This window comes from Streptosporangium sp. NPDC004379 (assembly GCF_042873875.1).
GTDB lineage: Bacteria > Actinomycetota > Actinomycetes > Streptosporangiales > Streptosporangiaceae > Streptosporangium.
The window spans coordinates 106,616-129,707 of the sequence record NZ_JBIAMC010000011.1; the positions used below are offsets into that span (position 1 = coordinate 106,616).

18 protein-coding genes are annotated in these 23,092 nt (G+C 73.9%); 15 read left to right on the forward strand and 3 right to left on the reverse strand.

The features are described 5' to 3' along the window. The first annotated feature begins 235 nt into the window (after positions 1 to 235). The 10 genes from ACFYSC_RS23695 (at position 236) to ACFYSC_RS23740 (ending at position 15,063) form a co-directional block, all read left to right on the forward strand. Entirely contained in the window at positions 236 to 1,747 is a 1,512-nt protein-coding gene (locus ACFYSC_RS23695) for an NAD(P)/FAD-dependent oxidoreductase (RefSeq protein WP_389965431.1), read from the forward strand. Beyond that, complete coding sequence (locus tag ACFYSC_RS23700) at positions 1,744 to 2,046, forward strand: phosphopantetheine-binding protein (RefSeq protein WP_389965434.1); 303 nt, start codon at positions 1,744 to 1,746, stop codon at positions 2,044 to 2,046. Before ACFYSC_RS23695 ends, ACFYSC_RS23700 begins: the two co-directional genes overlap by 4 nt. Before the next feature lie 6 nt (positions 2,047 to 2,052). After that, positions 2,053 to 5,997, forward strand: coding sequence for an amino acid adenylation domain-containing protein (locus ACFYSC_RS23705; RefSeq protein ID WP_389965437.1), 3,945 nt, complete (start codon positions 2,053 to 2,055; stop codon positions 5,995 to 5,997). Continuing rightward, entirely contained in the window at positions 5,987 to 6,175 is a 189-nt protein-coding gene (locus tag ACFYSC_RS23710) for an MbtH family protein (RefSeq protein WP_389965440.1), read from the forward strand. The genes ACFYSC_RS23705 and ACFYSC_RS23710 overlap by 11 nt, the downstream gene beginning before the upstream one ends. After that, a complete protein-coding gene (locus tag ACFYSC_RS23715; RefSeq protein ID WP_389965443.1) occupies positions 6,172 to 7,689 on the forward strand; it encodes an amino acid adenylation domain-containing protein in 1,518 nt (505 codons plus the stop codon). Before ACFYSC_RS23710 ends, ACFYSC_RS23715 begins: the two co-directional genes overlap by 4 nt. Beyond that, complete coding sequence (locus ACFYSC_RS23720) at positions 7,679 to 8,959, forward strand: ATP-grasp domain-containing protein (RefSeq protein WP_362935495.1); 1,281 nt, start codon at positions 7,679 to 7,681, stop codon at positions 8,957 to 8,959. Before ACFYSC_RS23715 ends, ACFYSC_RS23720 begins: the two co-directional genes overlap by 11 nt. Continuing rightward, the gene (locus ACFYSC_RS23725; RefSeq protein ID WP_362935492.1) at positions 8,956 to 10,209 is read left to right on the forward strand and encodes an MFS transporter; all 1,254 of its coding nucleotides are present in this window, start codon (positions 8,956 to 8,958) and stop codon (positions 10,207 to 10,209) included. The genes ACFYSC_RS23720 and ACFYSC_RS23725 overlap by 4 nt, the downstream gene beginning before the upstream one ends. A gap of 213 nt (positions 10,210 to 10,422) precedes the next feature. Next, complete coding sequence (locus ACFYSC_RS23730) at positions 10,423 to 10,995, forward strand: RNA polymerase sigma factor (protein WP_389965448.1); 573 nt, start codon at positions 10,423 to 10,425, stop codon at positions 10,993 to 10,995. Beyond that, positions 10,988 to 11,875 carry a CU044_5270 family protein gene (locus ACFYSC_RS23735; RefSeq protein WP_389965450.1) on the forward strand — a complete coding sequence of 296 codons (888 nt, stop codon included), beginning with the start codon at positions 10,988 to 10,990 and terminating at the stop codon, positions 11,873 to 11,875. Before ACFYSC_RS23730 ends, ACFYSC_RS23735 begins: the two co-directional genes overlap by 8 nt. Continuing rightward, positions 11,872 to 15,063, forward strand: a complete 3,192-nt coding sequence (locus ACFYSC_RS23740; RefSeq protein WP_389965453.1) for a S8 family serine peptidase — start codon at positions 11,872 to 11,874, stop codon at positions 15,061 to 15,063. Before ACFYSC_RS23735 ends, ACFYSC_RS23740 begins: the two co-directional genes overlap by 4 nt. Positions 15,064 to 15,154: 91 nt before the next feature. Here ACFYSC_RS23740 and larE read toward each other — a convergent pair whose 3' ends face one another. The 3 genes from larE to ACFYSC_RS23755 are packed head-to-tail and all read right to left on the reverse strand — an operon-like array spanning position 15,155 to position 18,042. Beyond that, positions 15,155 to 16,042, reverse strand: a complete 888-nt coding sequence (gene larE, locus ACFYSC_RS23745) for an ATP-dependent sacrificial sulfur transferase LarE (RefSeq protein ID WP_389965456.1) — start codon at positions 16,040 to 16,042, stop codon at positions 15,155 to 15,157. Continuing rightward, complete coding sequence (locus tag ACFYSC_RS23750) at positions 16,035 to 16,748, reverse strand: FadR/GntR family transcriptional regulator (RefSeq protein WP_389965459.1); 714 nt, start codon at positions 16,746 to 16,748, stop codon at positions 16,035 to 16,037. Before ACFYSC_RS23750 ends, larE begins: the two co-directional genes overlap by 8 nt. Positions 16,749 to 16,752: 4 nt before the next feature. Beyond that, positions 16,753 to 18,042, reverse strand: coding sequence for an L-fuconate dehydratase (locus ACFYSC_RS23755; RefSeq protein WP_389965462.1), 1,290 nt, complete (start codon positions 18,040 to 18,042; stop codon positions 16,753 to 16,755). 165 nt (positions 18,043 to 18,207) lie between these two features. Between ACFYSC_RS23755 and ACFYSC_RS23760 the strand changes: the two genes are divergently transcribed. The 5 genes from ACFYSC_RS23760 to larB all read left to right on the forward strand — a co-directional run bounded on the left by ACFYSC_RS23760 (position 18,208) and on the right by larB (position 23,035). Then, a complete protein-coding gene (locus ACFYSC_RS23760) occupies positions 18,208 to 19,056 on the forward strand; it encodes a fumarylacetoacetate hydrolase family protein (RefSeq protein WP_389965465.1) in 849 nt (282 codons plus the stop codon). A gap of 114 nt (positions 19,057 to 19,170) precedes the next feature. Continuing rightward, positions 19,171 to 19,911, forward strand: a complete 741-nt coding sequence (locus ACFYSC_RS23765; RefSeq protein ID WP_389965467.1) for an SDR family NAD(P)-dependent oxidoreductase — start codon at positions 19,171 to 19,173, stop codon at positions 19,909 to 19,911. Next, the gene (locus tag ACFYSC_RS23770) at positions 19,908 to 20,966 is read left to right on the forward strand and encodes an aldo/keto reductase (protein WP_389965470.1); all 1,059 of its coding nucleotides are present in this window, start codon (positions 19,908 to 19,910) and stop codon (positions 20,964 to 20,966) included. The genes ACFYSC_RS23765 and ACFYSC_RS23770 overlap by 4 nt, the downstream gene beginning before the upstream one ends. Next, positions 20,956 to 22,212, forward strand: coding sequence for a nickel-dependent lactate racemase (gene larA, locus ACFYSC_RS23775; protein ID WP_389965473.1), 1,257 nt, complete (start codon positions 20,956 to 20,958; stop codon positions 22,210 to 22,212). The genes ACFYSC_RS23770 and larA overlap by 11 nt, the downstream gene beginning before the upstream one ends. A gap of 37 nt (positions 22,213 to 22,249) precedes the next feature. Continuing rightward, positions 22,250 to 23,035 carry a nickel pincer cofactor biosynthesis protein LarB gene (gene larB / locus ACFYSC_RS23780; protein WP_389965476.1) on the forward strand — a complete coding sequence of 262 codons (786 nt, stop codon included), beginning with the start codon at positions 22,250 to 22,252 and terminating at the stop codon, positions 23,033 to 23,035. Positions 23,036 to 23,092 lie beyond the last annotated feature (57 nt).

Genomic DNA, 23,092 nt, shown 5'->3' on the forward strand with positions numbered 1-23,092 from the left:
AGTGAGACTGGCTCCTAGCTAGCACCATCCTGCCCGCGGCGAGCCCTTGCGCCGCCGTTCTTTTCCGGGGTCGTCGGCCTTTCCTCGTGCCGGTGGCCGGGCAGGAGACGTCATGCGCCCGCGTGTTCCGCGCCGCGTCGCCGGGTGATCCGTTCTGAATGCGGCACCGTGCCGCCCGTAATCACTCCGGTATTCGCACCACTGTCATTCCCATTTCCCTTTCAAGGGGGTTGCTGTGCGCAAAGAGACTGTCAGTAGAACGGAACGACCCTCCCAGGCCGACGTCGTCATCGTCGGCAACGGCGCTCTCGGCCTGTTCCTGGCCGACGAACTGGTCGAGCGCCGCATCGGCTCCGTCGTCGTGGTCGGCCCGAGCGATCGCGAGGGCGGCGCGAGCCAGGCCGCCGGTGCCATGATGGGCTGTTTCGGCGAGACCACCACGGAGTCGCTGCGCACCGACGCCTCCCGTACCAGGTTCGAGCTCGGCGTCGCCGCCCACGACCGCTGGCCCGACGTGCTCGACCGGCTGGAGAGGTACTCCTCGACCGGCTCACCGCTGCTGGTCGCCCCCGACTCCCATGTGGTGCTGAACTCCATCGGCGCCGACCTGGACACGGTCAACTTCACAGCCATGATCGACGCTCTGGACGAGTACGGAAAGCCGTGGGAGGAGATCGACCCCGAGGGGATCCCCGGCTTCCGGCCCAGGCGGGACACCCGCGCCCTGCGCGCGGTCCACCTGCCCGCCGAGGGCGCCGTGGACGCGCGCGGCGTGCTGGACGCGCTGGAGGCCCGGCTGCGCGAGACCGACACGATCATGATCGACCAGACGGTGCGCACGCTGGTCAGGGACGACGGGGCGGTGACCGGCGTCGAGCTGGACGACGGCCACGTCATCGAGGCGGGCACCGTGGTCGTCGCGACGGGCGCGCGCAGTGAGGCGCTGGTGCGGACCGCCCTGGACGACCTCGACATGGTCCCGACCTTCCCCGGGCTGGGCTTCGCGATGCTGGCCCGCCGTACCGGGGGCGAGCCGTTCCGCAGCGTGGTCCGCACGCCGAACCGCGGCTTCGCCTGCGGGCTGCACGTCGTGCCGGGCCCCGGCGACCTGGAGTACTACGGCGCCACCAACCGCCTGGTGGACCAGGTCTCCAGCGTGACCTGGATGGCCGACGTCCGCTTCCTGGCCCAGTACTCGATGCAGCAGCTCGACGAGCGGGTCGCCTCGCACGAGGTCGTCAGGTGGCTGGCCGGGAACCGCCCGGTGACGCTCGACGGCTTCCCGCTGATCGGGTGGCTGCCCCTGTCCGGCCTGTACCTGCTGACCGGGACCTACCGCGACGGGTTCCACTGCGCCCCGCTGCTGGCCGAGCACGTCGCCAACGAGCTGCAGGGCAAGCCGGGGACCATCGACCCGATGTTCCGGCCGACCCGCGCGCCGATCGAGACCAGGACCATCGAGTGGTCCATCGACGAGTACGTCGAGCACAACCTCGCCGCCTGGTTCGAGACGGGCGCGGAGGCCGCACCGCAGATGACCACGACGCAGATCGCCGACTACTACCGGGCGATGGCCGTGAAGTTCTACGACACGATGGACATCGGCTACGCGCTCGGCCCCGACATCCTCTGGTACGCGCAGGGCAGCCTGCTGGGCGCGCGCCGGGTCGCGCGCTACTTCCACCGCCTGTCCGGCCGGAACGGTTCGCGGCCGGTGGGCGCGGGGGCGGGGGAGGCGCGGCGATGACCGTCTCTCAGGAACCCGTGGCGGAGACCGTCCGGCGGATCGTCGACAAACAGCTCAACCTGTCCGCCCACGGATACGAGCTCCGCGTCGACGACGACCTGTGGAACATGGGCATGACCTCGCTGACCTGTATGGGGCTCATGCTCACCGTCGAGGACACCTTCCAGATCGAGCTGCCCGAGGAGGCGCTGCGGGAGGGCACCTTCCGCACCGTCGGCACGATCACCGCGGCCGTCGAGGCCGCCATGCCGGCGCACGAGGCGCACGAGGAGCGCGAGAAGTCCGAGGGGAGGGTGTAGGAGACGATGCCGAGGATCGAGCCGCGCCCGACGAATCCGTCCCCGCTGCTCCACGACCCCGCGGAGCGCCGCTTCCCGCTGTCGGCGGGGCAGGAGCGCCTGTGGTGGCTGCGCCAGCTGGACTCGTCGCACGACCAGTACCACATCACCGGAGGCTGGCGGTTTCCTGCGGGGCTCGATCTCCCGGCTCTCACCGCCGCGCTCGCCGGCCTGACCCGCCGCCACGACATCCTGCGCACCCGGTTCGTCCTGCGGCCCGACGGGACGACCGAGCAGGAGGTCGCCGACGAGGTGGAGGTGCCCGTCGTCCGGGCGGGCCGCGAGTGGCGGGCGGCCGTCGAACGGGCCGCGTCCGAGCCGTTCGACCTGTCACGGCCCCCGCTGCTGCGGGTGGTCACGGCGGAGCTGGAGGACGGGCACGGCCTGTTCGCGGCGCTGCACCACATCGTCACCGACCGGTGGTCGATGGACGTGCTGGCCCGCGACCTCTTCGAGCTGTACGGCGCGGCGGCGTCGGGGCGGGCGCCGGGCCTGCCCGCCCTGCCGGTCCAGTACGGCGACTACGCCCGCTGGCAGCGGCGCCTGCTGACGGACGACCTGCTCGGGCCGGGGCTCGCGTACTGGGAACGGACGCTGGCCGGTCACGAGCGGCTGGAGCTTCCCACCGACCGGCCGCGCACCGCGCGGGACGACGCGACCGGCGCGAGTCTCGTGGTGGAACTGTCCGAGGAGGACACCGCGGCGATGACGGCGGTCGCCTGGCGGGCCAGGGCGAGTCCCGGCGTGGTGGTGACGGCCGCGCTGGTCGCGGCGCTGGGCGCGTTCACCGGGCAGGACGACGTCGTCATCGGGGCGATCGTCTCCGACCGTCCCCGCCCGGAGCTGCAGGACCTGATCGGCTTCTTCGTCAACACCGTGGTCCTGCGGGTGGACGTGTCCGGCCGGGAGACGACCTTCCGCGAGCTGGTGACCCGTACCCGCGACGTGTGGCTGGCGGCCGACGCGCACCAGGACGTGCCCTTCGAGCGGATCGTGGGGGCGGTGCGGGCCGGCTCCGGGGAGCGGCGCAACCCGATCTTCGACGTCGTGGTGAACCACGCGGGGGACCGTACGGCGCTGGCGGAGGCCCCCGGCGCGCCGGAGTGGTGGTACCCGGAGCTGCCGGTGACCGCCCGGTTCGACCTGTCGCTCACCACGCAGACGGTGGACGGACGGCTGCGCGCCACCTTCGTCTACCGTCCCGCCCTGTTCGACGAGACGACGATCGCCGCGCTGGCGGAGCGCTACGTCCGGCTCCTCACCCAGGGGTCGGCGGCGCCCGACCGGCCGCTGCGCGAACTGGATCTCGCCGGGAGACCCGCTGCGGCGACGGCCGCCGCCGACCCGGCGCCGCGGGCCACGATCGTGGAGCTGGTCGAGGCGCAGGCCGCGCGCCGCCCCCGGGAGACGGCGGTGACCGGCACCGCCGGGGAGCTCGCGGGGGAGGAGCTCTCCTACGGTGAACTGAACCGGCGGGCGAACCGGCTGGCCAGGGACCTCTCGGCCTGCGGCGTGGAACGGGGGCGGGTCGTGGCCGTCTGCCTGGAGCAGACCACGGACCGGTTCGTCGTGCTGCTCGCCATCGCCAAGTGCGGCGCCGCGTACTTCCCGCTCGACCCGGGTTTCCCGCCCGGCAGGCTGCGGTTCATGCTCTCCGACGCCGGGGCGGTCCTCACGGTCGTCAGCCCGTCGCTGGCCCACCGTGTCCCCACCGTCCCCATCCTCGACGCCGATGCTGACGCCGACGCTGACGCCGACGCCGACGCCGACGCCGTCCCCGTCCCCGATGCCGGCGTCGCGCCGCCGCTGGTGCTCGGCGATCCCGGCCCGGACGACGGCCATGACGCCGGGAACCCGCCGACGGCCGCGCGTCCGGGCGACCTGGCCTACCTGATCTCCACCTCCGGCTCGACCGGCGCCCCCAAGTCGGTCGCCGTTCCGCACAGTGCGCTCAGCAGGCTCGTCGCCGGAGCCCCGCGCTACCTCGACATCGGCCCCGGCACGACGTTCCTGCAGGCCGGGCCGCTCACCTTCGACGTGTCGGTCCTGGAGTGGGCCCCGCTCGCGCACGGCGGGCGCGTGGTGGTGACCGGCACCGGCGCCCTGCTGGAGGACCTGGAGGCCGTCGTCCGCGACCACGGCGTGACCACGCTGAAACTGGTCTCCCCGCAGCTCGACCTCCTCGCCGAACGGGACCTGCGGAGACTGTCCGGCCTGCGGCAGCTCGTCGTCGGCGGCGACGTGGTCAACCCCAGGAGCTTCCGCGCCGCCCGCGAGCTGCTGCCCGGCTGCCGGGTCACGGCCTCCTACGGGCCCACCGAGTGCACCGTGCTGGCCACCGTCTTCGACGGGGAGCCCGGCGACGGCCGCGTGCCGATCGGCCACCCCATCCCCCACACCCGCCTGTACCTCCTGGACCGCGACCTCCGCCCCGTCCCGGACGGCATGCGCGGCGAGATCCACCTCGCCGGCGACGGCCTGGCCCGCGGCTACCACGACCGTCCGGGGCTGACCGCGCAGGCGTTCCTCCCCGACCCGTACGGCCCGCCGGGGTCCCGCATGTACCGCACCGGGGACGTGGGCCGCCGGCTGCCCGGCGGCGCCGTCGACTTCCTCGGCCGCGCCGACCGCCAGGTGAAGATCCGCGGCTACCGGATCGAGACGAGCGAGGTCGAGCACGCCCTGCTGCGCCACGGGGCCGTCTCGGCCGTCGTGGTCCGCGCCGAGACGGCCACCGGCCCGGCCCTGGTCGCCTACGTCGTGACGGACGGCGCGGACAGGTCCGGGGACGTCGCGGCGCTGCGTGACCGGCTGCGCGAGACGCTGCCCGCCTATATGATCCCCGACCACCTCGTCCGGATCCCGCGCGTCCCGCTGACCCCCAACAACAAGGTGGACCGCGCGAGCCTGCCACCGGTCGACCTGTCGACCGCCCCGCCCCACCCCGGTACGGCCGCGCCGCCGGGAAACGGCCTGGAGGCGAACGTCGCCGGGGCCTGGTCGCGGGTGCTGGGCCGCCCCCTCGCGGCCGGAGAGGACTTCTTCGACCACGGCGGCCACTCGCTGCTGGTGCCGCGGGCCACCGCGGCCGTCCGGCGGCTGCTCGGCCGGGAGGTGCCGCTCCGCCTCATGATGCGCCACCGGACGCCGGCCGCCTACGCCGCGGCGCTCCTGACCGAGACCCTGCCCGCCGCCGACGCCGCCCTCGACGCCGGCCTCCGCCTGGAACGGCGGACCTGGCACGGCCGGACCCTGGGCGGCGACCGGCGGGTGGACCTGTTCGTCCCGGACGGCACGGCCGCGGTGACGAGGACCCTGGTCGTCCTCGACGGCTCGGACTTCGCGGACGTCATGCGCCTCCCGGCGGTCCTGGACCGGCTCGTCCGCGACGGCCGCGTCCCCGCGGCCGCGGCGGTCTTCCTCAGCCCCGCCGACTGGTCGTCCCGCCGCCGGGAGCTCCTCGACGACGCCTACCCGGACCTGCTCGCCGACGAGCTGCTGCCCGTACTGCGCGACCGGCTGGGTGACCGGTGGCGGCCGGGCCGGGCGGTCGCGGTCGGCGCGAGCCTCGGCGCGGTCGCGGCGGTCCGCGCCGCGCTGCGCCGCCCCGACGCCTTCGAGGGGGCGGTCGCGCTGTCCGGCCCGCTGAGCGAGCACCGGCTCGGCCCGGCGGCCTCCGCCCCGGCCCGGCTCTTCCTGTACGCGAGCCGGGAGGAGGCGGACATCATGCTCGACGACGGCCTCGACCTGGTCGAGGCCGTCAAACGCACCGGCGAGGAGCTGACCGCCGCCGGCCACGCGGTGCGGTGCGAGTACGGCGACGGCGGCCACACCTACGCCGCCTGGGAGTCGGTGCTCCCGGAGGCGATCTCCTGGGCGTTGAGAGAGGACCGAGCGCGAGATGTCCGATGACGGAGAGTTCCTCGTCGTGGTCAACGACGAGGACCAGTACTCGATATGGCCGGCCGGCCGCGACCTGCCCGCGGGCTGGCGGCCCGTGGGGAGTCCGGCGCCGAAGGCGGAGTGCCTGGCCCGCATCGACGCGAACTGGACCGACATGCGGCCGCGGAGCCTGCGGGAGGCCACGTGACGCCGACCGTGTGCGACCTGTTCGAACGGCAGGTGCGGGAACGGCCGGACGCCACCGCGGTCAGGACCTCCGGCGGGTCGTGGACCTACGCGGAGTTCGGCCGGATCACGGCCCGCCTCGCCGCCCGGCTACGGCGCGGCGGCGCCGGGCCCGGCGGGATCATCGGGCTGGTCGCGCCGCGCGGGCCGCAGGCGCTGATCGGCATCGTCGCCATCCTGCGTTCCGGAGCGGCCTGCCTGCCGCTGGACCCCGGCGACCCGCCGCCGCGCAACCGGGAGATCCTCGACGGCGCCGGATGCCGCCAGGTGCTCGCCGCCGCCCCCGCCGGGTGGCTGCCCGGAGCCCAGCTCATCGACGACCCCACGCTGGCGGACCCGGAGGACGAGGCGGAGGTCCCACCGGCCGCGCCGCACCCGCTCGACCTGGCCTACGCCATCACCACCTCCGGCTCGACCGGCCGCCCGAAGGTCGTGGGCGTGCCGCACGAGGGCCTCGCCAACCTGGTGACGGCCTCCATCGAGGACCTCGACCTCATCAGGCCGGACGACGTGATGCTGTGGACGCTCGCGGTCACCGTGGACAGCACGATGCACGACGTGCTGATGCCGCTGTGCTGCGGCGGCTGCGTCGCCGTCCCCGACCCCGGCGACCTGCCCGCGACCAGGATGCCGCACGCCGTACGGGCGCTGGGGGCGACCGTGCTGGAGATCCCGGCCGCGGTGCTCGGCCCCTACGGCGGGTCGCTGCTGCCGCGGCTGGCCGGGGCCGGGGTACGGCTGGTGATCACCGGCGGCTCCCAGCTCGACGGGCCCGGCCTCGCCGACGCCGATCCGCTGGTCGTGTACAACGGCTACGGGCCCACCGAGACCTCGGTCGCGCCCCTGTGGTACCGCTGCGACAAGTCCACGCCCCGCTGGGCGCCGATCGGCAGGCCGATCCGGGGCGTCCGGGCCTACGTCCTCGACGAGGAGCTGAACCCCGTCCCCGACGGGGCGGCGGGCCAGCTGTACATCGGGGGCGCCGGCCTGGCCAGGGGATACCTCGGGCTGCCCGGCCGTACTGCGGCGGTGTTCCTGCCCGACCCGTTCGCCGGCGCCCCCGGCCGGCGCATGTACGCCACCGGGGACCGCGTACGGCGGCGGCCCGACGGGGAGTACGTCTTCCTCGGCCGCACCGACGACCAGATCAAGATCAGCGGGTTCCGCGTCGAGATCGGAGAGGTGGAACACGCCCTGCGCGAATGCCCGGGGGTGGCCGACGCGGCGGTGCTGCTGCGCCGGGACGCCCCCGGAGGCGCGGCCCTCGTCGCCTTCCTGGCCGGCACGCCGCTGTCCGATGAGGAGATCTCCGGCCGCCTCCGCGACCGTCTGCCGCGGCACATGGTTCCGCGTTTCCACGTGTGGCTTGACCGTCTTCCCCTGAACCGGCCTGGGAAGATCGATCGTGCGGCGCTGGCGGAGATGCCCTTCGCCGATGCGCGGGCCGACCGGAGGAGGACCGACGATGTCACATGAGACCGGGCACGCGACGTCACACGGAACCGGCGACGGGACCGGACGGCCGAGGATAGCCCTGATCGGCGGCCGGCCCAAGCTCGTGCGCAAGGCCCACGAGCTCGGCATGGGCGTCGTCTACATCCAGCAGCCCGGCCAGTACGACCGGGCCCACTGGCCCTACGTCGACCAGGCGCTGCTCGTCGACTACACCGACACCGGACGGCTGCTGCCGCTGGTGCGGGCGCTCCACCGGGCGTATCCCTTCGACGGCGTGGTGTCGCTGTACGAGCTCGGCGTCCGGCCCGCCGCGGAGATCGACCGGATGCTCGGGCTGGGCTGGCACTCGCTGGAGACGGTTGACCTGCTGCTGGACAAGTGGCGGATGCGGCGGCGGCTCAACGAACTGGGCGTCAGCCCGGTCGCCGCCGCCGTGGGGGAGACCGAGCGGGACCTGCGGGAGTTCGTCGCGGCCCACGGGCTGCCGATCTTCGTGAAACCGGTCTGCGAGGCGGGCAGCATCGGCGTGTTCGCCGTACGCGACGAGGCGGACCTCGCGGCGATCCCGGCGCGCTTCCGCGAGCTGGAGGCGCGGTTCGACAGGTCCGACCTGGCCGGGCCCCTCGACCGGTTCCTCATGGAGGAGTTCCTCGACGGGCCGGAGATCAGCGTGGAGACGCTGAGCTTCGGCGGCCGCCACGTCCTCGTCGGCGTGACCGACAAGGTGCTCGGCGGGCCGGGCTTCGTGGAGGTCGGCCACTCCTGTCCCAGCCGGCACCCCGAGCCGCTGCTGCGCGAGGTCGAACGGCTGGTCATGACCTTCCTCGACGCGGTCGGCCTGAGCGACGGCCCCGGCCACACCGAGGTCAAGCTGACCGGCCGAGGACCGCGGATCATCGAGTCGCACACCCGCATCGGCGGCGACCGGATCAACGAGCTGACCGAGATCGCCTACGGCGTCGACATGGACCGCCACGCGCTCGGCTCGCGGCTCGGGCTCATCGAGCCGCTGACCAGGTCGCCCCTGCCGCGGGCCGGCGCCGCGATCCGCTTCCTCACCCCGCCCCCGGGGAGGGTGACCGAGGTGACCGGCGTCGAGGACGTCCTCGCCGACCCCGCGCTGGTGGAGCTGGAGATCTCGGTCCGGCCGGGGGACGAGGTGCCCCCGCTCACCTGGAGCGAGGAGCGGGTCGGGCACGTCCTGGCGCGGGGCGGGACGGCCGAGGAGGCCGCCGCCGCGTGCGAGCGGCTGGCGGCGATGGTCGCCATCCGCACCGAGGCGGTCCCGTGAGCGTACGCGCGCCGCAGTCGGACGACAGCAGTCCCCGTTTCCGCGACACCGTACGGCGGCTGCCCGCGCCGGTGTGGATCCTCGGCCTCGGCATGCTGGTCGTCCGGGTCGGCAACTTCCTGCCGGTCTTCATGGTCCTCTACCTCACCAGCCGGGACATCCCGCCCGCGGCGGCCGGGCTGGTGCTCGGCGGCGCCGGGCTGGGCAACGTCCTCGGCAACGCGGTCGGCGGCTACCTCGCCGACCGGATCGGGCGCCGCTGGACCATCGTGGCGTCCATGCTGGCGACGGCGGGGCCGACGGCCGCCATCCCGGCGTCGGACTCGCTGCCCGTGCTGGTCACGCTGGCCTTCCTCGCCGGTACGGCCTCCCAGGTCTACCGGCCCGCGTCGGCCGCGCTGCTCATGGACGCCACGACGACCACCCAGCAGCGGCTGGCGGCCTTCGCCGTGCACCGTTTCGCGATGAACGTCGGCGCCGCGATCGGCGGCGTGCTCGGCGGGTTCCTGGCCACGGTGTCCTACGTGGCGCTGTTCGTCGGGAACGCCGTGGCCTGCCTGCTGTTCGCCGCCATAGCGGCCGTCCTGCTGCGGGACGTGGCCCGCGCCCCGGACGACCCGGAGCCGGACCCCGCCGCCGGGACGCCGCAGCCGGGCTACCGCCGGGCGCTCGCCGACCGCCGCCTGCGGCGCTTCCTGCTCATGACGCTGATCGCCGAGTTCGTCTACATCCAGTCCACCGTCGGCCTGCCGCTGCACATCGACGCGCACCACCTGTCCGCGGCCGACTTCGGCCTGCTGATGGGCCTCAACGGCGTGCTGGTCCTGCTGCTCGAACTGCCGGTCACCGGCCTGGTCTCCCGCCGCACCCCCGGCTACGTCCTCGCGCTGAGCAACGTCCTGACCGGCGCCGGCCTGGCCCTGACCGGCCTGGCGGGCGGCATGGGCTGGCTGGCGGCCACCGTACTGCTGTGGACGCTCGGGGAGATGCTGTACGCCTCGATGGCCAGCGCCCACCTGAGCGACCTCGCTCCGCCCGCCATGGCCGGGCGCTACCAGGGCCTGTACGGCGCCGCCATCGCGGCGGGCACCGGCGTCGGACCGATCATCGGCGGCGCGGTGTACGCCCTGGACGAGTGGGCGCTGTGGGCCGTCTGCGCGCTCGGCGGCCTGGTCTCGGCCTGGCTCTGCCTGCCGGGCCGGGAGGGCCGCGTCCCGGGAGCCGGGAAGGGATCCGCCGGGCTCGCCTGAGCGGCGAGGAACCGCACACCGGAGAGGCACTCACCGGGTCCGCCTGAACGGCGGGCCCGGTTCGTCGTGTCCGTCGTGTCTCCGGCTCCCCACCTCGCGTTCCAGCGGTGATACGCCGGATCCGGCCGAATGGGAAGAAGATCCGGTCCTGCGGCGAAGGATGGGTGATCGCAACCGAAATCCGGAAGGAAGGCTCATGTCGGAGAAGAGAATTTGATCGCGGCAGTGAGCGAACCGGTCACCGACGCCGAACTCGTCGCCCGGTACCGGCGTGACCCCGAGCTGTTCACCGAGGTGCACGACCGCTACTACCGCGACATCTACCGGTACGTGGCCGGCCGGCTGGACACGCAGATCGCCGAGGACATCACCGCCGAGACGTTCCTGCTGGCCTTCGGCCGGCGCGACCGGTTCGACCCGGAACTCGGGAGCCTGCGGCCCTGGCTGTTCGGCTTCGCCACCAACCTCATCGCCAGGCACCGGCGCAAGGAGACCCGCCACTACCGGGCGCTGGCCCGGCTGGGGCCGGAACCGGACGCGGAAGGCCACGAGAGCCGGGTCGTGACCTCCGTCGCCGCCCAGCGCATGCAGCCGCACCTGGCCAGGGCACTCGCCGCGCTCTCCGGGGGCGAGCGCGACGTCCTGCTTCTCGTGGCGCTGGGCCAGCTCGGCTACGAGGAGATCGCCCAGGCACTCGGCATCGCCGTCGGCACCGTGGGCTCCAGGCTCAGCCGGGCCCGCGCGAAGATGCTCGCCCTCATCGACAAGGAGATGATCCGTGGATGACGACCTGACCCCGCTCGCCGGCCTGCTGGCCAAGCCCGAACCGCCCGCCGAGGCGGTCGCTCGCAGCAGGCGGCGGCTCCAGGCCGGGATGCGAGGCCGCGCGCCCCGGCGGATCGGGTGGTTCACGCAGGGGCTCGGCCTGGCCGCCGTCGCCGCCGCGGCGGCCGTCGCCGTGCTCGCCACCGGGGGGACCACGCCCGCCGGTACGCCGGCCCAGGGCAGGGAGGTCCTGCTCATGGCGGCCGTCAGCGCGGAGAAAGCGCCGCAGGACTCCGGGACCTACTGGCACGTCAGGTCCGACTGGCAGGATCCGGAGATCCCGCCCATGGACAGCTGGACCGTCCGGGACGGCAGGCGCTGGACCAGGGGCGAGCCGGGTGATCCACCCGACGCCGTCGTACCGGCCCCGAACCCGGACCCGGACCCGTTCATGCTCAAGGGCGCCAAGGTGGGCTTCGAGGACCTCGAAGGGCTGCCGGAGGATCCCGAGGCGCTGAACGCGTGGATCGCCGGGCTTCGGGGACGTGAGGAGAACATGCTCCTCTCCGAACAGCGAGGGGACCCCACCATTCCTCTGATCGCGTTGATCTCGGAGCTGCCGACGCCGCCGAAGGCCCGCTCCGCGGCGTTCCGGAGCCTCGCCGCCGTCCCGGGGGTCCGGGACGCGGGAGCGGTGGAGGGCGGCCGGAAACTGCTGATCCCCAACCCCGACGTCGGAGAGGAGATCACGCTGGTCGTCGATCCCGAGACCGCCCGGGTGACCCGGACGAACTACCTCCTGGGCAACGACGGAAGCGTGTCGGGGTCCCCCTACGAACTCCTCCTGCTGACCACCGACTGGACGGACCGGCTTCCGCAGACGGGCGGTGACGGGTCATGATCCTTGGAAGACCGCTCCTCGCCGCCGTCGTGGCGATGACGGCGATCGCGAGCGCCGCCCCCACGCCCACACCCGCCCCCGCGTCACAGGCCCCTTCCCGGCAGCCGAACGGGGTGACCCTGATCACCGGTGACCGGGTCGTGGTGACCGGCCGCGGGCACCGGGTGGAGCCCGGCCCCGGCCGCCAGGACGTCGGCTTCAGGAGCCAGGTGCGTGATGGGCACCTGTACGTGGTGCCGTCCGACGCCCAGCCCCTGCTCACCAGGGGGACGCTCGACCGGCGGCTGTTCGACGTCACCCGGCTGCTTGCGTGGCGGTACGGCGACGCCGACCGGGCCGACATCCCGCTGATCACGCAGTCGGGCACCGGCCAGGCCCCCGCCCTCAGGAGCGCGCAGGACGTCAAGGGGCTCGCCGGCCTCGGCATGACCACGCTCAGCCTGCCGAAGAGCGGCGCGGCCCAGGCGTGGAAGGACATGGCGGGCGGCGCCCGTACGCTGGCCGCGGGCACGGCGAAGATCTGGCTGGACGGCCGCCGGTCCTTCACCCTCGACCGGAGCACCGCGCAGATCGGCGCCACCGAGGCGTGGAAGCAGGGGATGACCGGGGAGGGCGTCACGGTCGCCGTCCTCGACTCCGGCTACGACCCCGACCATCCGGATCTGAAGGGCGTGGTGACGCAGGCGCGCAACTTCAGCGACGAGCCCGATGTCCGCGACGACCTCGGCCACGGCACCCACGTCGCCTCGACCATCGCGGGCAACGACGAGAGGTACCGGGGCGTCGCCCCGGGCGCGCGGCTGGCCATCGGGAAGGTCGGCGGACCGGCCGGGCCCGTCGACTCCGCCATCCTGGCGGGCATGGAGTGGGCCGCCCTGGAGGTCAGGGCCAAGGTCGTCAACCTCAGCCTGGGAAGCCCCGACGAGCCGGGACTCGACCCCCTGGAACAGGCGGTGAACACGCTGTCGGAACGGACCGGCACGCTGTTCGTCGTGGCCGCCGGGAACAACGGCAGACCGGGCACGGTGAGCAGTCCGGGCAGCGCGGACGCGGCCCTCACCGTCGGCGCCGTCGACAGGGACGACCGGGTGGCGGGCTTCTCCAGCGCCGGCCCCCGGGTGGGTGACCACGCCGTGAAACCGGATCTCACCGCGCCCGGCGTCGAGATCGTCGCGGCGGCGGCCGCGGGCACCGCCGAGGGCACGCATGTGGCGATGTCCGGAACCTCGATGGCGACGCCGCACGTGGTGGGGGCCGCGGCGATCCTCGCCCAGCGTCACCCCGACTGGACGGGGCAGCGGCTCAAGGCCGCGCTGACCGGCGGCGCCGCACCCTCGGCCGGGGCCACGCCGTACCGGCAGGGCACCGGGCGGGTGGACGTGGCCCGCTCCCTGAGGCAGCAGGTCACGGCGCAGGCGACGGATGCCTGGGCGGCCTTCCCCTGGGACGGCCCGAAGGAGCGCCGCAGGACCGGGACCATCACCTACACCAACTCCGGCGACACGCCGGTGAGCCTCGACCTGACCGGCGGGGGAGAGGCGGTCGGACTCGGCGTCCGGAAGCTCGACGTGCCCGCCGGGGGACAGGCGTCGGTCACGCTCACCATCGACGCCACCGGCAAGGCCCCGGGCGACTACGCCGGCACGGTCACCGCCAACGCGGGTGACACGGTGATCCGCACCGTGGCCGGCGCCTACGTCGAGCCCGAGTCCTACGACGTCACCGTCACCGTCGTCGGCAGGCAGGGGCAACCGGTCGATCCCTGGATGGCGCAGATCTACGACCCGGCGACCGGGACCGTCATCGAGCCGGTGTTCCACGACGGCACGGCCACGGTACGGCTCCCCAAGGGCGACTGGAACGTCTACACCGAGACCCTTGAGAAGATCGACGGGAAGCGGGCCGACACCGCCGCCGACTCCCCGCTCAGGGTCGACGGAGACGGCGTCCGGCTGACGGTGGACGCGCGTCAGGGCAGGGCGACCGGGGTCACGCTCGACGACCCGAGCGCCCAGATCCGGCGCGGTTTCGAGTTCGGGCTGGCCCACGGCGCGTGGAACTTCAACATGTTCACGAGCCTGGACCCCAACACCGGGTTCTTCGTCGTCCCCGTCCGCCGGCCCGGCCTGACCTACACGCTGAGGACCCTGTGGCTGAGCAGGGACGTCTCGCCCAGCCCGTACGTCTATGATCTCGTCGACCGTCACACCGACGGCATCCCCGGCGACCCCGTCCACCGTGCCAGGCGGAAGGAACTGGCGAAGATCTCCACGACCTACCGGGCCTCGGGCGTGGCGGCCACGGGGATGCCGCTGGCCGGAACGCTCTTTCCCGAGTTCCCGGGTTCGTCCCTGACACCGCTGGTCTATGACCTCCCCCTGCCCGGCACACTCGTCCAGTACCGGACCCCCGGGGTGACCTACGAGAGCGGCCTCCAGACCGGCACCTCCCTGACCTTCGACGGCGGTCGGCGCGCGAAGCGCGGGGAGAGCGGGGAGGTCTGGAACGCGGCGGTCACCGGCCCGTCGTTCCTGCTGCCGGGCGGTAACCGTACCGGCGACGAGCTGACCTTCTCGGGAGTCGGCCTGTTCGCCGACGGGCGTCCGGGCAGGACGGGGTCGGACACCGCCGCCACCGGCGCCGCCACCCTGACCCGGGACGGGAAGACACTGGCCCGCGCCGACCTGGCCGGCTGTGAGATCTACCGGCCGGAAGGATGCGAACTCCACGCCGATCTCCCCGCCGGGGCCGGCGCCTACACGCTCACCGCCTCGATGCGCAGGCAGGTGTCGCACTCGGCGCTCTCCACCGGGGTGGAGTCCACCTGGACGTTCCGGTCCGCGAACACGGAGAAGCCGCAGCCGCTGCCGTTGACGGCGGTCCGCTACGGCCCCGACGGCCTGGACGACTCGAACCGCGCCAAGCGGGGCGGCGTGACGCGCATGTCCGTGTGGATCGAGCGCAACCCCGGCGCCGCCGCGGCGGAGACGAGGTCGATCCGCCTGGAGATGTCCGCCGACGACGGGGCGAGCTGGCGTCCCGTCCCGCTCGTCCGCACCGGCTCCGGCTGGACCGCCGTGCTGCGGAACCCGTCCGCGGCCGGGTTCGTCTCCCTGCGCGCGGCCGTGACCGACACGGCGGGCACCCGCCTGACCCAGACGATCACCCGCGCCTACGCCGTGGGCTGACCGGAGGCCGTACCGGAACGGAATCCGGGTGCTGTTCTGCGGATCCCCGCCTGGACGACCGCGGCGGGCGAAAAGGTCCACAGAACAGAACCTAGGAAGGGAGCAGCGGCAGCAACGCGTTGAGGCGGCCGGAGGCGAAGCCCGACAGGTCCAGCGAGCAGAAGGTGAAGCCCGCGCCGCGGACGGCCGCGTCGACGCGCTCACGCAGCTCGCCCGCGCGCGGGATGTCGTCCCGCGGGACCTCGACGCGGGCGAGCGTGCCGCCCGAATGGGCGCGCACCCGGCACACCGGGAAACCGAGGTCGCGCAGCGCCGCCTCCGCGACCTCGACCCGGCGCAGCACCTCCGGGGTGACCGGGTCGCCGTAGCTCACCCGCGAGGCCAGGCAGGGCGCGGCGGGCTTGTCCGCCGTGACCAGCCCGAGCTCGCGGCTGAGCGCGCGGACGTCCGCCTTGGTCAGGCCGGCGTCGACCAGCGGCGCGATCGCCCCGCGCTCCGCCGCCGCCCGCTGCCCCGGCCGGTGGTCGCCGAGGTCGTCGAGGTTGGTGCCGAGGGCGATCCGGGCCCCCATGGCCGCCGCCAGCGGCCCGAGGGCGTCGAACAGCGCCGACTTGCAGTGGTAGCAGCGGTCCGCGCCGTTGGCGGCGTACTCCGGGCGGTCGGCCTCGTCCGTGCACACCTCCAGGTGCGCCAGGCCGTACCGGCGGGCGAACCCGCGGGCGGCGGCCCGCTCGGAGGCGGCGAGGCTGGGGGAGACGGCGGTCACCGCGAGCGCCCGCGCGCCGAGCACGCGGGAGGCCATGACGGCCAGCAGCGCCGAGTCGGCCCCGCCCGAGTAGGCGACGACCACGCCGCTCTCCCGCCGCAATCGCCCGGTCAGGCGGTCGATCGCCTCGTCCGTCGTCGCCGGGGCCTCGTCGTCCGCCGGGGGCTCGCCGCCCGCCGGAGCCTTGTCGTCCGTCCGGGTCTCGTCACTCATCCGGGTCTCCCGTCTCCGTCGGCGCGTCGCCGGCCAGGCTCTCCTCCACGCCCAGGATGTGGACGGCCGCGTACAGGCGCGCCCGGTCGGGGTCCCGCGCGAGGAGCGCCGCGTGGATCGACCGGTGCTCGCCCAGCGTGCGCAGGAGGGCGCCGGGATCGGTCATCCCGCGCCAGACCCGCGCCCGCACCGTGCGGCCGGACATGTTCTCGATCACCGCGGCGAGCACCGGGTTGCCGCAGTGGGCGGTGATGAGGCTGTGGAACTCCTGGTCCAGGACGATCAGCTTGTCGTGGTCCACGTCCGGTCGTCCGGCGAGCCGCTCGGCCTCCGCCAGCACGTCGCCGAGCCGGTCCAGGACGTCACCGGGCAGGCGGGTCGCGGCGAGGGCGGTCGCCTCCGGCTCCAGCAGCCGGCGGACGTGCAGGAACTGCCGTGCGCCCGCGTCGAGGTGCAGGTCGGCGACGAAGCTCATCCCGTCCAGGAGCAGGCCGGGGGACAGGCTCGTGACGTAGGTCCCGTCGCCCTGGCGCGTCTGCAGCACCCGCATCGCCGTCAGGGCCCGTACGGCCTCGCGGAGCGTGTTGCGGGAGACGCCGAGCTGCTCGGCCAGGTCCTTCTCCACCGGGAGCCTCTGGCCCGGCCGCAGCTCGCCATCGATGATCAGCTGCTTGACGGTGTCGATGGCGGTCTCCACGACGCCCATCCCGCTACACCCCCCACTGCTCGCCGTCGGGGTAACGGTACGCGGCGACCGACTCCGGGTGCATCCGGGCGCCGTAGCCGGGCCCCTCGGGCAGCAGGTAGCGGCCCCGGACGATGCGGACGGGGTCGGTGAAGTGCTCGTGCAGGTGGTCCACGTACTCCAGGACCCGCCCCTCCAGGCTGCCGCTCACGCAGACGTAGTCGATGATCGACATGTGCTGGACCAGCTCGCACAGGCCCACGCCCCCCGCGTGCGGGCACACCGGCACGCCGAACTTCGCGGCCATCAGCAGGACCGGGACGATCTCGTTGACCGACGCCAGGCGGCAGGAGTCGATCTGGCAGAAGTCGATGGCCCCGGCCTGGAGGAGCTGCTTGAACATGACGCGGTTGTGGCAGTGCTCTCCGGTGGCGACGCCGACGGGGGCGACCGCCTTGCGGATCGCGGCGTGGCCGAGGACGTCGTCGGGGCTGGTCGGCTCCTCGATCCACAGCGGCCCGTACGGCGCGAGCCGGTTCACCCACTCGACGGCCTGCGGGACGTCCCACACCTGGTTGGCGTCGATCATCAGCGTGCGGTCGCCCAGCTCCTCCCGGGCGATGGACAGCCGGCGCACGTCGTCCTCGACGTCCGCGCCGACCTTGAGCTTGACATGGGTCCAGCCGTCGGCGACCGCCTCACGGCACAGGCGCCGCAGTTTGCCGTCGTCGTAGCCCAGCCAGCCCGGGGAGGTGGTGTAGGCGGGGTAGCCGTGTCCGGTGAGCTCGGCGATCCGCTCCCCGCGTGTGGGCGCGAGCGCGGCGAGCATCTCCACGGCCTCGGCCGGGGTGAGCACGTCCGACAGGTAGCTGAGGTCGCAGGCGGCCACCAGCTCCTCGGGCGACATGTCCGCGACGAACCGCCACAGGGGCTTGCCCGCCCGGCGCGCGGCGAGGTCCCAGGCGGCGTTGAGCACGGCCGCGGCGGACAGGTGCACCACGCCCTTCTCCGGGCCCAGCCAGCGCATCTGGCTGTCGGCCATGATCTCGCGGTAGAGGCCGCCGAGGTCCCCGGCCAGCTCGTCCACGTCGCGGCCGGCCAGCCGGGCGCCGATCTGCCGCGCCGCCGTCACGCAGAGGTCGTTGCCGCGCCCGATCGTGAAGGTCAGGCCGTACCCCGACAGATCGCCGTCCGTGCCGAGGACGACGTACGCGGCCGAGTAGTCGCCGTCGGGGTTCATCGCGTCCGACCCGTCGAGGGTGGCCGAGGTGGGGAACCTGATGTCGATCACGTCTACGGAGGTGATGGTGGGCATGCCTGCTCCAAATTCATCCAACGAATACGGCGGACAGTACGTTGCGCTCCAGATGCGGTCAAGCCATGCCCGCGTGATGGTAAGGGAGAAGCTTTACTTCGACCCGATGAATATGGGAGGCTCGACCGGTCCGATACATCGGGTGAATTGCTGGAAGAGGCGACCGTGAAGCTGCTGAGAGTGGGACCGGAGGGCCGGGAGCGGCCCTGTGCGCTGGGGCCGGACGGCCGGGTGCTCGATCTGTCGTCGCTGACGGCGGACATCGACGGGGCGTTCCTCGCCGGCGGGGGCCTCGAACGCGTACGGTCCGCTCTCGACGCCGGCGAGCTGCCCGAGGCCGGGCCGTACGAGCGGATCGGCGCGCCGGTCGCCAGGCCCGGAAAGATCATCTGTATCGGCCTGAACTACTCCGACCACGCCGAGGAGACCGGGGCCGCGATCCCCGCCGAGCCGGTCGTCTTCATGAAGGCGTCCAACACGATGGTCGGCCCCGACGACGAGGTCCTGGTCCCGCGCGGCAGCGTGAAGACCGACTACGAGGTCGAGCTCGCGGTGGTCCTGGGCCGCACGGCCCGTTACCTGTCCTCCCCCGAGGAGGCGGCGGACGTGTTCGCCGGGTACGCGATCGCCAACGACGTGTCCGAGCGCGAGTTCCAGAACGAGCGCGGCGGCCAGTGGGACAAGGGCAAGTCGTGTGAGACGTTCAACCCGCTCGGCCCGTGGCTGGTCACGGCGGACGAGGTCGGCGACCCGCAGGCGCTCGGCCTGCGGCTGTGGGTGAACGGCGAGCTCCGCCAGGACGGGAGCACCGGCAACCAGATCTTCGGCGTGCACCACGTGATCTGGTACCTCAGCCAGTTCATGGTGCTGGAGCCGGGCGACGTGGTGAACACCGGCACCCCGGCGGGGGTGGCGCTCGGCCGCGGCCCGGAGGCGTACCTGCGCAAGGGCGACGTGGTGGAGCTGGAGATCGACGGCCTGGGCCGTCAGCGTCAGCGGATGGGGCAGGCATGAGCCAGCGAATCAGTGAGTACGGGGCGTTTCGCGAATGCGATCCCGAGCCTCTAGGCGAGGGAGCGGCATGACCGGGCGGATCGCCGGGCGCGGGGTGCTTCGCGAGGGGGCGGCATGAGCCAGGGGGAGTTCGACGGTCTGGTGGCCGTCGTCACCGGCGGCGCCTCGGGCATCGGCAGGGCCGTCGCCGAGGAGCTGACCGCGCGGGGCGCCCGGGTGACCGTCCTGGACCTGCGGGACACCGAGTTCGTCTGCGACGTGACCGACGACGCCGCCGTGCGCGCGGCCGTCACGGCGGTGGCGGAGCGGTACGGCCGGATCGACGTGCTGGTGAACAACGCGGGCATCGGCGCGCAGGGCACGGTCGCCGACAACGACGACGCCGAGTGGCTGCGCGTGTTCGACCTGAACGTCGTGGGGATCGCCCGCGTGACCCGGGCGGCGCTGCCGTACCTGCGTGAGTCCCCGCACGCGGCGGTCGTCAACACCTGCTCGATCGCCGCCACGGCCGGGCTGCCGCAGCGGGCGCTGTACTCGGCGTCCAAGGGAGCGGTGCTCGCGCTGACCCGCGCGATGGCGGCCGACCACATCCGCGAGGGCATCCGCGTCAACTGCGTCAACCCCGGCACCGTCGACACCCCCTGGGTCGGGCGGCTGCTGGACGCCGCCCCCGACCCGGCGGCCGAGCGCGCCGCGCTGTCCGCGCGCCAGCCGCACGGCCGCCTGGTGACGGCCGAGGAGGTCGCCCAGGCGGTGGCGTACCTTGCGAGCCCGAGGTCGGGGTCGACGGTCGGGATCGAGCTGGCCGTGGACGGCGGGATGGCCGGCCTGCGCCTGCGGCCGGTGTCGTCATGACGGCGGGCTCCGGCCCCGGTGCCCCGGAATCGGTGCCCGGCTCCGGCTCCGGTGCCCCGGAAGCGGCGGCCGACTCCGGCCCCGGCGCTCCGGAAGCCGCACCAGGTGCCTCCGGGGCGTCCGGGGCCCGGCCGGGCCCCGGCCTCGCGGCCCGGCTGGGACCGTACGGCCTGGGCACCGCCCCGCTGGCGGGGCTGTTCTCCCCGGTGAGCGAGGAGCAGGCCGAGCGGACCCTCGCCGCCGCGTGGGAGGCGGGGATCCGCTACTTCGACACCGCGCCGCACTACGGCACCGGCCTCGCCGAGGAGCGCCTCGGCCGCTTCCTGCGCGGCCTGCCGCAAGGCGCGGCCGAGGCGGTCGTGTCCACGAAGGTGGGCCGCGTCCTGGTCCCCGGCGAGGGCGAGGCCGACGGCTTCCCCGGCAGCACCGGCTACGTGCGGGTGCGCGACTACAGCCGCGACGGCGTGCTGCGCTCGCTGGACGACAGCCTGCGGCGCACCGGGCTCGACCGGTTCGACCTGGTGTTCATCCACGACCCCGACGACCACTGGGAGCAGGCCGCGGGCCAGGCGTACCCGGCGCTGGCCGAGCTGCGCGACCAGGGGGTCGTCGGCGCGATCGGCGCCGGGATGAACCAGGCCGGGATGCTCACCCGGTTCGTCCGTGAGACGGACCTCGACGCGGTGCTCGTCGCCGGACGGTACACGCTGCTCGACCGCTCCGCCGCGGGGGAACTGCTGCCCGAGTGCGACCGGCGCGGTGTCGCCGTGATCGCCGGAGGGGTTTTCAACAGCGGCGTCCTGGCCGGTGGCACAACCTACGACTACGACACCGCCCCGGCCGAGGTGGTGGAGCGCGCCCGGCGGCTGGGGCGGATCTGCGCCTCGTACGGCGTGCCGCTGCCCGCCGCGGCCCTGCGGTTCCCGCACCGGCACCCGGCCGTCACCACGGTCCTGATCGGGGCGCGCAGCGCGGAGGAGATCCGGGAGGACCTCGACCTCGCCGCCGTCCCCGTGCCCGGAGAACTGTGGAGGGAGCTGGACGATGCGGGTTGAGCTCGCCTACGGCACCGACGGTCTCGCGGTGGACCTGCCGGACGACCGCACGACAGTGATCACACCCGTCGCCCGGCCCGCCGTGGCCGACGAGGCCGCCGAGCTGCGACGGGCCCTGCGCGAACCCGTCGCGGGCCCGCCGCTGCGCGAGCGGGTGCGCCCAGGCCAGACGGTGGCGATCTCCGCCTGCGACGGCACGAGACCCCAGCCGCGCCACCTGATGATCCCGGCGATCCTGGCCGAGCTGGACGGAATCGTCGGCCTGGACGACGTCGTGATCCTGGTGGCCACCGGCACGCACCGCGGCAACACCGAAGCCGAGCTGCGCGCGATGTTCGGCGACGAGGTCGCGGACACCGTACGGATCGTCAACCACGACGCCCGCGACGCCTCCTCCCTGAAGTGGATGGGCCGCCACGGCAGGGACGTCCCCGTCTGGCTGAACCGGGAGTGGGCCGACGCCGACGTGCGGATCACCACCGGGTTCGTCGAGCCGCACTTCTTCGCCGGGTTCTCCGGCGGCCCGAAGCTGGTCGCGCCCGGCCTCGCCGCCCTGGAGACCGTGCTCACCCTGCACGACGCGGCCCGCATCGGAGACCCCCGGGCCACCTGGGGGGTCATCGAGGGCAACCCCGTCCACGACGACGTCCGCGCCATAGCCGCCGCGACCGGCGTCACCTTCGCCCTCGACGTCGTGCTGAACCGCGAGCAGCGGATCGTGCGGGCGTTCGGCGGCGACCTGGCGCCGATGCACGCCGCCGCCACGGCCGCCGCCCGCGCCGCCGCGATGCGCCCGGTCGCCGAGCCCTTCGACGTGGTCGTCACCACGAACGCGGGCTTCCCGCTCGACCAGAACCTCTACCAGGCGGTCAAGGGCATGAGCGCCGCCGCCCAGGTCGTCCGGCCCGGCGGGACCATCGTCTGCGCCGCCGAGTGCCGGGACGGCTTCCCCGACCACGGCTCCTACCGGGAGGTCCTCACCTCCGCGGCCTCCCCGGACGCGCTGTTCGAGGAGATCTCCCGCCGTACCGAGACCGTGCCCGACCAGTGGCAGGTGCAGATCCAGGCCCGCATCCAGCGGCACGCCCGCGTGATCATGCACACCTCCCACCTCGGCGACGCCGACCTCGCCGCCGCCCACCTGGAGCGAACCGAGGACGTCGCCGCCACCGTGCGCGCCCTGCCCGGACGGGTCTGCGTCCTGCCGGAGGGGCCCATGACCATCCCCTACCTCGCCGGAGGGTGACCGTGTTCCGCCGGAGACCGCCGCGAGAGGAGAAGCCGTGAGCGGCGCCCTCGACCTCGGATACGCGCGCCTCGACCTCGACCGCGAGGCCCGCCAGGGACTGCCCGAGATCGTCTACGGCCCGGGCAAACAGGTGGCCGAGATCATCGGGATCGTCACCGCGCTGCTGGACCGGAACACCGGGCCCGTCCTCGTGACCCGGGTCGGACCGGACGCCGCCGAGGCCGTGACGGAGCGGGTCCCCGGCGGCCGGTACGACCGGGACGCGCGGCTGCTGACCTGGCGGCGGGCACGGCCGATCGGGCACACGGTCGCCGTGGTCACGGCCGGAACCGCGGACGGCCCGGTGGCCGCCGAGGCCGCGGCCGTCGCGTCCGCCCTCGGCCTGCGGACCACGGTGATCAGGGATGTGGGCGTGGCGGGGCTGCACCGGGTGCTCGCCGCCGCCGGAGACCTGCGCGCGGCCGACAGCGTGATCGTCATCGCGGGCATGGAGGGGGCGCTGGCGAGCGTCGTCGGCGGCCTGGTCGAGACGCCGGTGATCGCGGTGCCCACGTCCACCGGGTACGGCGCCGCGCTGGAGGGCGTGACGGCCCTGCTCGCCATGCTCACATCGTGCGCGGCCGGGATCACCGTGGTCAACATCGACTCCGGGTTCGGCGCGGCCCTCGCCGCCTACCGCCTCACGAGGAAGCCGGCGAGGACGGCGGCGTACTCCCCAGAGGAGACGGCCGCGGGCTCCTCACCGGAGACGTCGGCGTGCTCCTCACGGGAGACGGTGGCAAGCTCTCCGACGGAGACGGCGGCCGGGGAACAGGCATGATCCTTCTCACCGGGAAAACCGTGGGTTCCCCGTCGGAGACGACGGTCGGGGAACAGC

What these genes read in the sequence shown, in the direction of transcription:
- ACFYSC_RS23705 (WP_389965437.1), top strand. Translation starts at nt 2,053, where the DNA reads ATGCCGAGGATCGAGCCGCGCCCGACGAATCCGTCCCCGCTGCTCCAC.
- ACFYSC_RS23750 (WP_389965459.1), bottom strand. Translation starts at nt 16,748, where the DNA reads ATGGGCGTCGTGGAGACCGCCATCGACACCGTCAAGCAGCTGATCATC.
- ACFYSC_RS23740 (WP_389965453.1), top strand. Translation starts at nt 11,872, where the DNA reads ATGATCCTTGGAAGACCGCTCCTCGCCGCCGTCGTGGCGATGACGGCG.
- ACFYSC_RS23720 (WP_362935495.1), top strand. Translation starts at nt 7,679, where the DNA reads ATGTCACATGAGACCGGGCACGCGACGTCACACGGAACCGGCGACGGG.
- ACFYSC_RS23710 (WP_389965440.1), top strand. Translation starts at nt 5,987, where the DNA reads ATGTCCGATGACGGAGAGTTCCTCGTCGTGGTCAACGACGAGGACCAG.
- larE (WP_389965456.1), bottom strand. Translation starts at nt 16,042, where the DNA reads ATGAGTGACGAGACCCGGACGGACGACAAGGCTCCGGCGGGCGGCGAG.
- larA (WP_389965473.1), top strand. Translation starts at nt 20,956, where the DNA reads ATGCGGGTTGAGCTCGCCTACGGCACCGACGGTCTCGCGGTGGACCTG.
- ACFYSC_RS23770 (WP_389965470.1), top strand. Translation starts at nt 19,908, where the DNA reads ATGACGGCGGGCTCCGGCCCCGGTGCCCCGGAATCGGTGCCCGGCTCC.
- ACFYSC_RS23755 (WP_389965462.1), bottom strand. Translation starts at nt 18,042, where the DNA reads ATGCCCACCATCACCTCCGTAGACGTGATCGACATCAGGTTCCCCACC.
- ACFYSC_RS23700 (WP_389965434.1), top strand. Translation starts at nt 1,744, where the DNA reads ATGACCGTCTCTCAGGAACCCGTGGCGGAGACCGTCCGGCGGATCGTC.
- ACFYSC_RS23765 (WP_389965467.1), top strand. Translation starts at nt 19,171, where the DNA reads ATGAGCCAGGGGGAGTTCGACGGTCTGGTGGCCGTCGTCACCGGCGGC.